Below are 12,444 nucleotides of genomic sequence, written 5' to 3' on the forward strand. Positions count from 1 at the left end.
GACCTTTAGCCTCCCTTTCTGTTTCGCATTTATTAAGGTACTTGACCTATAATTACTTTTCCACTCCATTCCTTCTAGATTTATTTGCTGCGACCTCAAATGAAATGCGTTGTTTAGCCATCTCTTCTCCAGCCTTTCGAAACTCGCGAATTCCCAGCAAAATACCAACCAATTCAAAAAGCGAAACTGCCACTCCAATAAATAATAGGTAGATTTCTGGCACGTCTAATTCCTGCGGGCTAGCAAAGCTGTCACTTTGAAATAGATACCCAACGTCAGAATAGTGGGAACCCAAAGTGCGGTAAAAATGCCCTGCTCCTTATAGCCGTTAAACCACAAGCCGGCTGACAGTGCCAGAGAGACTAAAACCGCCACCAAGATAAAGAAATCTGATACTTTTAACACGCACCACATCCTCTAATCTTCATCAAATTTCCAGAAACCAAGCGCTGCCATTAGCAAGCCGAAGATAGTTATACCTGCAGGAATCCGCAATCCCAGTACACCAAAAACATCCAACATAGAGGGAATAAAAGTAATAAACCCCAAAATACCCCACAGAAAGAATACACTGGAAATCAGTATTCCAGTCCAACCCACTATCAATCGTAACTTTTTGGATCGAAAATAATCGGCCAAAATTAAAGACTTCGCTAATAGTATAAGAACGGGCTTCATCGGCTCGAACACTAATAACAGAATAGTGCAGTCTAGCTAAGTTCGAAGATTAGGTGCCTAACCTTTATGGCGCTTGGCATAAGCTTCATTAGCTTGCCAAACTCTGACTAAATTTCCACCCAGAATTTTTTTAATATCTCGCTTGCTATATCCACGTTTTAGTAGTCCTTCAACCAAGTGTGGGTACTCTGAGACGTCTTTTAAACCGATTGGCAGACTATCTCCGACGCCATCAAAATCTGAACCGATGCCAATATGGTCAACTCCTACCAGGTTTCGGATATGATCGAAATGATTAAGAACATCATCTAATTTCGCAAAGATAAACTTCTCACGGGAAAGCTTGTCAGTGTATTCCTCCACTTCCTTACTATCTTTGGACAAGCCTTTTTCCTTAGCAAAAATATCAACCAACTCACTTATTTCACGGTATGAATTCAGTGATTCTTTACTGATAAATGTGGAGCCAAAGTTAATCATGATAATGCCACCGTTATCGGCTAATGCTTTTATCATTTCATCATTCATATTTCGTTCAAATCCCGGCGTAAAATGCCTTGCCGAAGAGTGTGAAGCGATAATAGGAACAGCAGATAAATCAATAACTTGCCAAAAAGCCGCATCCGACACATGGGAAATATCGATCATTACTCCCATCCGATTCATCTCTCGTACCAAGCGCTTTCCAAAAGCACTCAAACCTTCCCAAGGCCTGTTTTTATCATACGAGGAATCAGAGATATGATTGCTCTTTGAGTGGGCTAAGGTAATGTACCTCACCCCTCTATCAGAGAAGTACTTTAAGTTGGTAAGATCCCCCTCAATAGGAGCCCCGTTCTCTATACCCAAGGGTAAAGAAATTAAGCCGGCATTGACTTGCTTTTGTAGATCATTTATTGACTTAGGTATTGCAAATTTATCCGGGTGCTGTTTGACCATTGCCTCTACTTTATCAATCAAAGTATCTGCATAAGATTTGGCAATACCCTCATCCTCCTTTTCTGCTGGAACATAAATAGACATAAAAGGGGCATTTAGTCCACCTGCTTTAGCTCGAGGGTAATCAAAGTCTCCCTTATCCGTACTAATCCCAACATCTTCTTCAGCTTGTTCGAGACGATAGGGAACATCCACATGTCCATCAACAATCAAATACTCTTGAACCAGTTCTTGAGCTAGATCTTTACCTTCACCTGCAAATACAGGGTTGCAAGTTAGTGCACATAATGCTCCAACTAAAAAATAATTTTTCAAATGACAATCTCCCTATTTGTATGAATATATCTGCAAAATTCACGATAGATGATGTTCATCTAGAGCCACATTTCTTAAGTACATTAATTTGATTCGTTAATCCACAAAGATTAAATCGTTGTCTTTCTTATAGCTGCAGATTGGCTGAATCTTAGGGGTAACATTAAAACAATGACCAAAATTAGATGATGTATAGCTTAGCCGGGTAACGGGTAAGGTAGCAAAAGCATATGCAAAAGATTTACCCCCCAATGCGCCATTACGCATATCCAAAAATTCTGTCGCAATGTCCAAATCAATGCATAACAGATTGAAGCGACTATCAATAATAGCACTGCGGAGATATCTGTTGACCACCCTCCATGTAGAAGCACAAATACCGTAGCTACAACTGGTACGGACAACCAGCGCCAGCGCCCTAGTAGCTCTTCGCTACCCCGCTGTAATATCCACCGGAAGAAGCCCTCCTCAGAAATGCAAACAATTACTAAGTTAATCATTGCTGCAACGGCGATAGTGCCAGTAAATTTTATCGAAGGTGTATACAGGAGTAGACCTAATGCAATGGGAGTAAATATAGCCAATAAAAGATAGGGTAAGTCCGTAAAACGGAAGGTCTGCTTCATGCGCAACATAAAAGCCAATAAAGCAATAGAAATAATTGCTTTACCGCTGTTTATACTGGCATAGATAAGATTACCACTTGTATCTGTATAGGGCGCTAATACTTGGACACGTTCACTGCCGGGAAGCAAATTTAATCCCGATATAAGCATTAAAAGAGCTACAGAAAGAAAAGACAGCGCTCTTGACCAACCGCTAGTAGACTCAATTGCCCGCAGAAAAATCCAGATTACGGGGGCTATCAGCCCACTCCAGCCGAAAGGAATGAAACAAAGTGATAGCAAGATAGGTGCAGCCCAAGGACTCACCATACCAGATGGTGTCTGATCTCTTCTTCTCCTTAAAGCAGCAACTTCATTTTGCATCGATTGGCCCAGAATTAATATCTTATTTGATAACAATAGCTCATACGATTCCTTCACTATCCATTAAAGGTCGCTCGTATTGAACGATAGGTCAACTTCATTTTTGCAGGATCTAAAGGTGCCTTAAAAAAAGCGTGATAATGCCCTCTAGGATTAATTAATACAACTTGAGACCCATGATCGATAGTATAACCGCCCTCAGCAAGAGAAACTTTATTAAAAGGTACATTTAGCTGAGTGGCAAATTTCTTCAGCTTAAAAAAATCACCGGTAATACCACGAAATTCAGAATTAAAATACCGGACATATTGCCCCAACAGCTCCGGCTTGTCCCTACTTGGGTCAACCGAGACGAGTACTACGTCTGTAGATGCTCTGGTACTTTCGTCTAAAGTTTTATAAAAATTATTAAGTGTAGATAGAGTTGTTGGACAGATATCTGGACAGTGGGTAAACCCAAAAAATACCAGAGTCCACTTACCTTGAAAGTCTTTGGTATAGAAATCTCTACTGTCATCAGACAATAATTGTATATCTTCTATGATTCTTGGTCTCTGCAGTTTTACAGTGCCATTAATTCTAAGCTCCTCATCAGTGATAATACGAGGCTGTCCGAGCTTATGTATGAATCCTGCAAGCACAGCAAGAATCAATACTAAAAGAACAATAACGGTAATTCTAATTCCACGTTTCTGTTTATCGATGGCAGAATATTGATTTTCCACTTTTCCCTCACACTTCAATTAAATAATGATCTAATAGCATGATAAAAAATAGTGCCATTAAATAAATTATCGAATATTTGAAAGTCTCCATACCAGCATTGGGTTTTTTTCCAATGAGCATTACAAAGCTCCAATAAACAAAACCAAACCCAAGTACGACAGCACCCAGTAAATATAACCACCCAAACATCGCGGTAGCAAAGGGCAATAGGCTAACGGCCAGTAAAATAAAGGTATACAAAACTATATTTAGGTTTGTATAGGGTATTCCATGCGTAACCGGTAACATAGGAATATCAGCTTTTGCATACTCTTCTTTTCTATGTACGGCAAGGGCCCAAAAATGTGGAGGAGTCCAAGCAAAAATAATCAATACTAACAACAATGCATGCCCATGCACTTCCCCAGTAACCGCAGTCCATCCCAGTAAGGGCGGAGCGGCTCCTGCAAGCCCACCTATAACAATGTTTTGTGGTGTGGCGCGTTTCAGGAACATGGTGTAAATCACCGCATATCCGAGAAGAGATATTAAGGTTAGCCAAGCGGTAAGGGCATTTACAAAAACCAATAGGATAAACATCCCCGTCACGCCCAAGCTAAGAGCAAAAGCAATAGCTTTAGTTGGCTCAACCCGTCCTTTCGCAATCGGGCGATTGCTAGTACGAGCCATTTTTGTATCAATATGACGATCAACTAAATGATTTACTGCCGCAGCACTACCCGCACAAAATGCAATTCCCAAATTACCAAATACTAAAATATCTAGCGGCACCATTCCTGGAACAGCTAAAAACATTCCAATAACAGAAGTTAACAGCATAAGCATAACTACTCGAGGCTTAGTAAGCTCATAGTAGTCCCGCCATTGAATTTGATGTATTCCCGTGGAATTTATGGCCATATTCGCACCTATTTTTATATTTATATACGCTTAATATCTAATTAAGATTGGATACGGTAGTTAAACCTTCTCCCCGCTCTATTACTTCCACATCGACTACCTCTTGTTTATTTATAATGACAGCATTCATTGTGTATATTCGGTAACAAAAAGTTAGCAGACTAAGAAGTAGAAGAGCTGCGCCAGCATTGTGTGCCACAGCAATCCCTAATGGTAGAGACATAACAACATTTGCTATTCCCAAGCTGACTTGAAGAAGTAGTACCCCGTTAAGCCATAATGACCAACCTATCAACCCAGACCTCCAAGCTAAAACTGAAAGAATGAGTACAATTGCTGTTGTAATCAGTGCTCCAATACGATGGGCAAGATGTATTGCCGTACGTGCATCACTCTCTAATGCACCACCTAAATAATTTGGGCCAATTTGTTGAAAAATATTAAAGCCTTCTACAAAGTTTGCCTGTGGCCACCATTGGTTATGACAAGTTGGAAAATCTGGACAAGCTAAAGCTGCGTAATTAGAGCTGGTCCAACCACCGAGTCCAATCTGTAGAATTACTATTGCAACTGCAGTCAGAGCAAGTAGCCGTAATCGCCTTATTCCCGGCAAATACCTCCCATGTAATTGTCTAGGTTTATCAGCCAACCTTTCACAGAGAATCCACAACATAGATAATGTTGCCATTCCACCTAATAGATGAGCAGTAACTACCTGCGGCCAAAGCTTCAAGGTTACCGTCCACATCCCAAAAGCAGCTTGCAGTATAATAATAATTAAAAGAATATGTGTTTGCTTAAAGGTTGGGGCTTGCCGATCTCTCCAAGCAAGATAAGTGAGTAATACAACGAATAAAAGTAAAGTTCCTGCAAAGTATCGATGAACCATTTCCGGCCAAGTTTTACTAACATCTACCGGAGAGTCCGGAAAAATCATATTGGCCGTTTTAATTTCTTTTATATCATTCGGCCAGGTGAGATGACCATAACAACCAGGCCAGTCTGGACAGCCCAAACCGGCATCCACCAACCTAGTAAATGCACCTAGAACAACAACTACGACAGCTAGAATACAGGCCGCCCAGGTAATGATATGTCGCCAATTCTTAGGGGTTTCTTGTTTAGACACTACTGAAAATCTCCGAATACTATTCTTATTGCTCGTAGGAGTACTTCAATAATCTTTTTATATCTTTAAGCAATTGGTTTCCGCTATGTTGCCGATCATAGGCCATCATTGCATAACCCTCCTGATCAACCAGCAACGCCTTGGTTAAAGTCACACCGTCATGATCAGTTTTTTGTACCAACTGCTTAAAGTTTTCATCATCCAAATTCACTATTTTTAGTTTCGGATGCTCAATTTGTATTTGTTCTTGTCGTTCTTCATCCAAACTATCACCAACCACCAGTAGCCTCTCAACCCTATGAGCTTTTTCCCCCAGCCGAATATGAACCTGCCTACTTATATACAAGAGATCTTCACAATCTTTACCACAATCACTGTCACTTAATATTAGATAGCGCCATTTTGATTCGCCCTCTTGTGCCAGGGATTGCTGTTGCCCTTGAAAGGTGATTTTTATTTCAGTGATATCAAATGGGGGCTGCAATAATTCACCTTGATTAATCGTCTCTTTAGGCATGCCTAAGCCCGTATAGTAAACGACATAGGCAGCTGTAATTGGGAGTACGACGGATGCTAGCACTGAGAGTCCTTGAATGATTTTATTCGCTGGCTTCCTTTTGCTCAGATTTCTTTCAGGTGAAACTGGCTGACTATTTGATTTCATTTTGAAACTCCTTTTTCAAACTTCTACTCAATCTACGACGTAATCTAAAAATAATATTTGTGGCTGAATAAGCCCATAAAAGCCAGATAGCTATTGCCATCGTGAACCACTGGAAAGCATACGCTTGATGTTTTTCAGGGCCACTATTGAAAAAATTCCAATCAGTAATTAAAGCTGCACCTGAATCCGCAAACAAACGGATCGACCATCTATTGTTGACTAAACCGATAGCCTCAATGAAATTTGAATTTATTTGTTGAATTCTATTTTTAAAAACCGGGTCTATACTAACATTCGAGTAGGATTCAGTATCGATAGGGTATAAGTAGCCCTGAAGTGATTTCACATCAAGTAAAGCTGTTACTTCAGGTAAGCTATCTCGGTCGCCAGCAGAGGGAATCCAACCTCTATTGACAAGCCAATCAGTATTTTCTGTTGAAAATACTTGTAGTACTTCATAGCCCACACGACCGTTTCTGGTCCGGTTATCCAGAAAATATATTTCCTTCTGGAAAACTCCCGCTAAAGTTACAGACGCATACTCTTGATAAGAACTTAGATTTGAAATTTCCTGCGGTTGCAGAGAGAGCCTACTCTCTACCTTTTGTATAAGTTCGACTTTCTGCTTTGCTCTATCAAGCTGCCACAATCCTAAAAAAATAAAAAGGATGAATGCACCCAGAGAAAATATCGTGATGGGCCAATTGCGAATCAGTGGTAAACTGATATCTTTCGCAGAAGCTGATGGAATATCTACTATCATGCGCAACTACATAAATAATGGAAAATAATAAAATGTGGCTAAAGATTGTTATTGTTGTCCTATTCCTTTCCGTACTTGTCAGTCTTTCAAGTGCACTTTTTTTCTACTTAGAGATATGGGAACACCTCAATCCAAGCGCACACTCTACGCATTAGGTATTAGAATACTCCTAGCGTCACTCTTACTTCTTGCCATTTGGTACGGCTTTGAAAGTGGCATTTTGGCAAAAACGGCACCTTGGGCTGATAAATATTAAGAAAACAAAGGCTTTCTATTTATACGATAGAAAGCCTTGCCCACATTAAGCACCTAGAACATATACAAATATAAACAGCCCGACCCAAACTACATCGACAAAATGCCAATACCAACTTGCTGCTTCAAAGCCGAAGTGATCATCAGGTCTAAAATGATTGGCTATCACAGACCTTAACAACATGATCAACAACATAATTGTACCGAGTGTGACATGGGCACCATGAAATCCGGTCAGCATAAAGAATGTTGTACCATAGATTCCTGACTCAAGTGTTAACCCCAAGTGTTGATAGGCTTCGTAGTATTCTTTACCTTGTAGAAAAATAAACGCCCCACCCAATGCCACAGTGATTGCCAGTAATATATTGAAATTTTTTCTTTGATTCTTTTTCAGGAAAACATGTGCGAAGTGTACAGTTACACTGGAGGTGAGAAGTATGATGGTGTTCCATAGTGGCAAGTGCCATGGGTCTATCACATCTTTAGGCCCCATAAATTTTGCCGTTTCTCCGTTTGCTGCGGCGTCAGGAGTCACATATAGGGGCCAGCTACTTTCGAATCCCTCCCAAAGCATATTGGAAATTCCACGATCACCTTCACCACCTAGCCAGGGAACTGTAAAATTGCGTATGTAATAAAGTGCTCCAAAGAACGCAGCAAAAAACATCACCTCAGAAAATATAAACCAGCCCATCCCCCAAACATATGATCTCTTTAACTGTTCACTGTTGAGCCCTGCCATATTCTCTTTGATTACGGCAGCAAACCAAAACCACAAAACTGCGGCCATCGCTAACGCACCGGTGAAGAAAATATAAGAGCTTCCTCCATTAATCCAATTTGCTGCGCCGAACGCTATTAGGAATAGACCTATCGTCGCAAAAATTGGCAGCCTGGATTGTTCGGGCACGTAATAACTGCTTTCACTAGCCATAATTTTTATCCCTCTCGCTCGGGGTCGATATCATTCTTATCGGTTTTATTGGCAAACCTTTCCGTTACATCAAACAACGTATAGGAAAGCGTTACAGTATTAACACTTGCGGGAAGATCTGGATCCACAATAAAACGTAGTGGTAATTCTGCAGTCTCTCCCGCTTTTAATTCTTGCTGGTTGAAGCAAAAACACTCTGTTTTATGAAAGTACTCAGCAGCTTTGAAAGGAACCATACTGGGAATTGCCTGACCAACCATATCCCTAGATGTCTTATTTTCTGCAATAAAAACAGTATCTTTAATTTCTCCAGGGTGTACTTTCAAAGACATCACACTCGGGCGAAATTCCCATGGCATATTTTCATTATTGTTTGCCACAAATTGCACTGTGACCAGCCTATTTTTATCAACCGCAGCTGGCACAGCTTCATAACGACCACCGGTTTTACCATTGAGCCCTGTGATTTCACAGAAGACATCGTAAATAGGCGGCATAATGAAAATTGCAAATACCAGCATGCTGGTCGCCACGGCCAGCAGCTTGATAGTTACCTTTGCATTTGCTCCAACTTTCATAGGTCAACGTACAACCGGTGGCGTACTAAACGTGTGATATGGGGCCGGGGAAGCAACCGTCCATTCCAGTCCTTCAGGATCATCCCAAACCTGATCAGATGCTTTTTTCCCGCCCATTACAGTTCGAACCACATTAAACAAAAATACTATTTGTGCAGCGCCAAATAGGAAGGCACCGATACTGGATATTTGATTGAAATCCGCAAATTGCAGTGCGTAATCAGGTATCCGACGTGGCATACCGGCCAGGCCAACAAAGTGCATTGGGAAGAAAGTTACATTGAGACCAATAAATGCCAGCCAGAAATGTACCTTGCCCATAACTTCGCTATACATATGGCCAGTCCATTTAGGCAACCAATAGTAAACACCAGCAGTAATTGAGAAGATTGCACCAGGAACCAGCACATAGTGGAAATGGGCAACCACAAAGTACGTATCGTGATATTGGAAGTCTGCAGGCGCAATCGCTAGCATCAGACCAGAGAATCCACCGATGGCGAAAAGGATGATGAATGCAATTGCAAAAAGCATCGGGGTTTCAAACGTCATGGATCCCCGGAACATGGTAGAAACCCAGTTAAAGATTTTCACTCCTGTAGGTACAGCGATCAGCATTGTGGCATACATAAAGAACAGCTCACCAGCAATCGGCATTCCCACAGTAAACATATGGTGCGCCCATACGATAAAGCTCAGGAATGCAATTGCTGCGGTGGCATATACCATGGAGCTGTATCCAAAAAGAGGCTTACGAGCGAAGGTGGGAATAATTGCAGAGATAATGCCAAAGGCCGGCAAAATCATAATGTAAACTTCCGGGTGCCCAAAGAACCAGAACACATGCTGGAATAAAACCGGATCACCGCCACCGGCTGCGCTGAAGAAACTTGTGCCAAAATGAATGTCCATCAACATCATGGTCACTACTCCGGCTAACACCGGCATTACGGCAATCAAAAGGTAAGCAGTGATCAGCCAGGTCCATACAAACAACGGCATTTTCATCAAGGTCATACCAGGAGCACGCATATTCAAAATGGTAGCGATAATGTTGATCGCACCCATGATGGACGAGGCACCCATAATATGAATGGCAAAAATGAAGAAGGTTACGCTGGGTGGTGCATATTCCGTTGAAAGTGGCGCATAAAATGTCCAGCCGAAATTAGGTGCTCCTCCTTCCATAAATAAGGTCGATGCCAACATTGCGAAAGCAAAGGGCAAAATCCAAAAACTCCAGTTATTCATTCTTGGCAGTGCCATATCTGGCGCACCAATCATCATTGGTATCATCCAGTTAGCCAACCCCACAAAAGCCGGCATAACTGCACCAAATACCATGATCAGACCATGCATAGTGGTCATTTGATTGAAAAATTCCGGCTGTACAATTTGCAAACCGGGCTCGAATAATTCAGCGCGTATAACCAATGCCATACATCCGCCGAGCAGGAACATCGCAAAACTAAACCACAAATACATAGAGCCTATATCTTTGTGGTTGGTCGTATAGAGCCAACGCTTTATACCGGGCTGAGGACCATGTGCCATTCTTAAATTCCTCCGGGCGCTTACTGCTTATTCTTGAAGTTGAGGATATCTACGGGTTGGACGGTATCACCCATCTCATTGCCGAAAGCGTTTCGCTGGTAAGTAATTACCGCAGCCAGATCCACTTCTGATAGCTGCTCACCAAAAGCCTGCATTGCGGGGTTTACCGTAGAACCATCGATAACGATATCTAAGTGGCCATTGAGGGGACCGGTAGCAATTTTTGATCCAGCAATCGCCGGGAATACACCGGGTACTCCCTGCCCGTTCGGCTGGTGGCAGGCGGCACATGTGCGTGTATAGACTTTTTCACCCTGAGCAAAAAGCTCTTCGAAGGTAAATGTCTTCGCTGTAAGTTCACGCATTTTCATGGCTTCTGCTGCACGAGAACTCAACCAGGCATCGTATTCAGCCTGTGGCACAGCTTTCACAACAATAGGCATAAATCCATGGTCTTTTCCGCACAATTCAGCACACTGTCCGCGATATATTCCCGGCTCCTCAATACGCGTCCAGGCATCATTGATAAAACCGGGGATTGCATCTTTTTTAACGGCTAGATCTGGGACCCACCAAGCATGTATCACATCATTGGCAGTTATCAGGAAGCGGATTTTTTTCTTGATAGGAACAACCAGGGGCTCATCGACTTCTAGGAGGTAGTTGGCACCCTTAGGCTGGAGGTTATCAATTTGAGCTTTGGGAGTGGACAAGCTGGAAAAGAATGAAACATCAGTGCCCCGATATTCATATTTCCACTTCCACTGATAACCGGTGATTACGATATTGAGATCTTCTTCCTCAGTATCGTAAATATCATAGAGTGTTTTGGTGGCCGGAATCGCCATCAGAATCAGGATGACAGTGGGAATAATAGTCCACACCAACTCCACAACCGTGCTCTCATGAAATTGGGCCGCTTGGTATCCCTTACTTTTGCGGTGACGCCACATGCTGTAAAACATGATGCTGAACACCAATGCCCCTATAGCCACACAAATCCAAAAGATCAGCATGTGTAGCTCGTAGGTGGTCTGGGCGACTTCTGTCACCCCCTGGGGCATATTAACCCCCCAGCGCTCAACGTCCTGCTCATTCGCTAACACCGCTTGTGCAGATAGCGAAGTAGCCAGCAAGGCGAACAGCCGATCAAAGCCTTTCAACATCGCCTACAGATCTCCGTGGTTGCGGGTCTCTCAGAGAAACCCGTAATTTTTATTTTGGCCACTGGCCTTCACGGATAAGCGAATTTTACCTGTATCAACTGCCTAACAGGATTAATTCCACACAAAATTTGTGGACATACTGTAGTAACACAAGACTACATACACTGGGCGAGGAGACCACCTCGCGTTACTGCCGTCAGTGCAACTTGTTATTCTTAGTAAAAGATTTTTTACTCCAGATGTCGTCGTCCGGAAAGGTACAACCAACAACCAGTTTCTTTATTTGTCGCAACTACTGCAGGTACAAAAGGAACACATCGACAAGAAAAAGTCAATCGGGATCATTTTTGAATAACGTTGTCGCTTTGTGAAAAAATTCGGTGATTAACAAATAAATTTAACCACTTTGATAGGATACTTTTCCACAAGTAGAAAAAAAGTCGCTCCAAATAGAGACATGGCAATTTATTTGGTGAAAGATGACAACTAATCAAGCATTAATAATGCTGCCACGAGAAGTATAAATCCTCGGGTTCAAGTGCCCCTGATTGCTTTTACACAGATTGACAACAATTTTTAATCTCTAATACTAAATTCTGACTGCTTCACACAACCAAGACAGATTAGTTTCAATAAGCTTGAGGATTGTCAGGCAGATCAATACAGAATCCTGTACTATCTACACTCAATCAAAATGATTTTTCCGCCAAATATTTCGTTTCGATTTTGTAAGCGTTATGAAATGAATTGCTAATAGCAGTATTGGGAGACCGATTTAGGAAAAGTAACTTATCAGCTCTGTACTGACACCATTGGTAGAATCCACCTGCACAGCTTTTCTTTTTCCGATT

General features: G+C 41.9%; 15 protein-coding genes. 1 reads left to right on the plus strand and 14 read right to left on the minus strand.

Going from position 1 to position 12,444, the window contains the following annotated elements; translation table 11 throughout:
• Positions 1 to 52: 52 nt before the first annotated feature.
• The 10 genes from P0078_RS13665 to P0078_RS13710 all read right to left on the minus strand — a co-directional run bounded on the left by P0078_RS13665 (position 53) and on the right by P0078_RS13710 (position 7,103).
• Entirely contained in the window at positions 53 to 223 is a 171-nt protein-coding gene (locus tag P0078_RS13665) for a hypothetical protein (protein WP_282930512.1), read from the minus strand.
• 2 nt (positions 224 to 225) lie between these two features.
• On the minus strand, positions 226 to 405 hold the full coding sequence (locus P0078_RS13670) for a hypothetical protein (RefSeq protein ID WP_282930513.1): 180 nt from the start codon (positions 403 to 405) through the stop codon (positions 226 to 228).
• Positions 406 to 417: 12 nt separating this feature from the next.
• A complete protein-coding gene (locus P0078_RS13675; protein ID WP_282930514.1) occupies positions 418 to 549 on the minus strand; it encodes a hypothetical protein in 132 nt (43 codons plus the stop codon).
• A gap of 186 nt (positions 550 to 735) precedes the next feature.
• Positions 736 to 1,932 carry a dipeptidase gene (locus P0078_RS13680; protein ID WP_282930515.1) on the minus strand — a complete coding sequence of 399 codons (1,197 nt, stop codon included), beginning with the start codon at positions 1,930 to 1,932 and terminating at the stop codon, positions 736 to 738.
• A 197-nt stretch (positions 1,933 to 2,129) separates the two neighbouring features.
• Complete coding sequence (locus tag P0078_RS13685; RefSeq protein ID WP_282930516.1) at positions 2,130 to 2,921, minus strand: CPBP family intramembrane glutamic endopeptidase; 792 nt, start codon at positions 2,919 to 2,921, stop codon at positions 2,130 to 2,132.
• 56 nt (positions 2,922 to 2,977) lie between these two features.
• Positions 2,978 to 3,646, minus strand: coding sequence for an SCO family protein (locus P0078_RS13690; protein WP_282930517.1), 669 nt, complete (start codon positions 3,644 to 3,646; stop codon positions 2,978 to 2,980).
• Between the two features lie 7 nt (positions 3,647 to 3,653).
• Complete coding sequence (gene cyoE, locus P0078_RS13695; RefSeq protein WP_282930518.1) at positions 3,654 to 4,547, minus strand: heme o synthase; 894 nt, start codon at positions 4,545 to 4,547, stop codon at positions 3,654 to 3,656.
• A 37-nt stretch (positions 4,548 to 4,584) separates the two neighbouring features.
• A complete protein-coding gene (locus tag P0078_RS13700; protein ID WP_282930519.1) occupies positions 4,585 to 5,676 on the minus strand; it encodes a COX15/CtaA family protein in 1,092 nt (363 codons plus the stop codon).
• Between the two features lie 25 nt (positions 5,677 to 5,701).
• Positions 5,702 to 6,340 (minus strand): redox-active disulfide-containing membrane protein, encoded by a 639-nt coding sequence (locus tag P0078_RS13705; protein ID WP_282930520.1) that lies wholly within the window; start codon positions 6,338 to 6,340, stop codon positions 5,702 to 5,704.
• Entirely contained in the window at positions 6,327 to 7,103 is a 777-nt protein-coding gene (locus P0078_RS13710; RefSeq protein WP_282930521.1) for an SURF1 family protein, read from the minus strand. The genes P0078_RS13705 and P0078_RS13710 overlap by 14 nt, the downstream gene beginning before the upstream one ends.
• Positions 7,104 to 7,218: 115 nt before the next feature.
• Between P0078_RS13710 and P0078_RS13715 the strand changes: the two genes are divergently transcribed.
• Entirely contained in the window at positions 7,219 to 7,359 is a 141-nt protein-coding gene (locus P0078_RS13715; RefSeq protein ID WP_282934612.1) for a hypothetical protein, read from the plus strand.
• A gap of 45 nt (positions 7,360 to 7,404) precedes the next feature.
• On the opposite strand, the gene P0078_RS13720 is transcribed toward P0078_RS13715, so the two are convergent.
• From P0078_RS13720 to coxB, 4 genes are read right to left on the minus strand one after another with little or no spacing between them, the layout of a single operon-like run.
• Entirely contained in the window at positions 7,405 to 8,295 is an 891-nt protein-coding gene (locus P0078_RS13720; RefSeq protein WP_282930522.1) for a cytochrome c oxidase subunit 3, read from the minus strand.
• Between the two features lie 5 nt (positions 8,296 to 8,300).
• Positions 8,301 to 8,873 (minus strand): cytochrome c oxidase assembly protein, encoded by a 573-nt coding sequence (locus P0078_RS13725; protein WP_282930523.1) that lies wholly within the window; start codon positions 8,871 to 8,873, stop codon positions 8,301 to 8,303.
• Positions 8,874 to 8,876: 3 nt separating this feature from the next.
• Positions 8,877 to 10,427: a cytochrome c oxidase subunit I gene (gene ctaD, locus P0078_RS13730; RefSeq protein WP_282930524.1), complete on the minus strand. Its 1,551-nt coding sequence runs from the start codon at positions 10,425 to 10,427 to the stop codon at positions 8,877 to 8,879.
• Positions 10,428 to 10,447: 20 nt separating this feature from the next.
• Positions 10,448 to 11,593, minus strand: coding sequence for a cytochrome c oxidase subunit II (gene coxB, locus P0078_RS13735; protein ID WP_282930525.1), 1,146 nt, complete (start codon positions 11,591 to 11,593; stop codon positions 10,448 to 10,450).
• Positions 11,594 to 12,444: the final 851 nt, after the last annotated feature.

The organism is Microbulbifer sp. VAAF005 (assembly GCF_030012985.1).
Classification (GTDB): domain Bacteria; phylum Pseudomonadota; class Gammaproteobacteria; order Pseudomonadales; family Cellvibrionaceae; genus Microbulbifer.

Excerpts from the sequence above, each read along its gene's own strand:
- P0078_RS13685 (WP_282930516.1), bottom strand. The coding sequence starts at position 2,921 with ATGCAAAATGAAGTTGCTGCTTTAAGGAGAAGAAGAGATCAGACACCA.
- cyoE (WP_282930518.1), bottom strand. The coding sequence starts at position 4,547 with ATGGCCATAAATTCCACGGGAATACATCAAATTCAATGGCGGGACTAC.
- P0078_RS13705 (WP_282930520.1), bottom strand. The coding sequence starts at position 6,340 with ATGAAATCAAATAGTCAGCCAGTTTCACCTGAAAGAAATCTGAGCAAA.
- P0078_RS13710 (WP_282930521.1), bottom strand. The coding sequence starts at position 7,103 with ATGATAGTAGATATTCCATCAGCTTCTGCGAAAGATATCAGTTTACCA.
- P0078_RS13715 (WP_282934612.1), top strand. The coding sequence starts at position 7,219 with ATGGGAACACCTCAATCCAAGCGCACACTCTACGCATTAGGTATTAGA.
- P0078_RS13720 (WP_282930522.1), bottom strand. The coding sequence starts at position 8,295 with ATGGCTAGTGAAAGCAGTTATTACGTGCCCGAACAATCCAGGCTGCCA.
- P0078_RS13725 (WP_282930523.1), bottom strand. The coding sequence starts at position 8,873 with ATGAAAGTTGGAGCAAATGCAAAGGTAACTATCAAGCTGCTGGCCGTG.
- ctaD (WP_282930524.1), bottom strand. The coding sequence starts at position 10,427 with ATGGCACATGGTCCTCAGCCCGGTATAAAGCGTTGGCTCTATACGACC.
- coxB (WP_282930525.1), bottom strand. The coding sequence starts at position 11,593 with ATGTTGAAAGGCTTTGATCGGCTGTTCGCCTTGCTGGCTACTTCGCTA.